The organism is Variovorax sp. Soil_C_39 (assembly GCF_057656815.1).
Map to the genome: position 1 here is coordinate 1 of NZ_JBDGJQ010000046.1, position 471 is coordinate 471.

The following is a 471-nucleotide window of genomic DNA, read 5'->3' on the forward strand; positions in this document are numbered from 1 at the left end:
CTTGCCGTAGCGCCGCGCCAGCGACAGCAGCCCGAGACATGCCCGGTAGCCGTGCTCGGGATGGCGACGCTCCTCGATCAGGCGTGTCACCAGGCGCCCCGTAGCCGCGCCGATGCTCTGGCCCCAATGCACCAGGCGCTCGGGCGTCCACTCGAGATGCGCGCGGTGCGCTGCCGGCAGGTGGGCGACGACGGTCGTGAAGCCACCCTTGTGTGCGCTGCGCTGATGCGCGGCCACACGCTGTCCGCGGTGCAGCAGTTCGACCGCGTGGGCTGTGATGCGTGCCTCCAGCAGCAGGCCCACCAGGTTCTGGGGCACGCTGTAGCGGTGGCCTTCGATCTCCACATGATGGTCGATGTGCACCCGCACGCTCTTGAAGGCGGCCCACTCCCAGGGCTGCAGCGGCAGCGTCTGCAATGCGGGTGCATCCAGATCGGCGAAGGCGCTCGCGCGGCTGCCGGGCAGCTTCTG

1 protein-coding gene is annotated in these 471 nt (G+C 70.1%); it reads right to left on the reverse strand.

Annotation, left to right across the window (positions count from 1 at the left end; translation table 11 throughout):
* On the reverse strand, window positions 1–471 hold a 471-nt coding region (locus AC3A6J_RS28035; RefSeq protein WP_487863277.1), incomplete at both ends, for a Mu transposase domain-containing protein.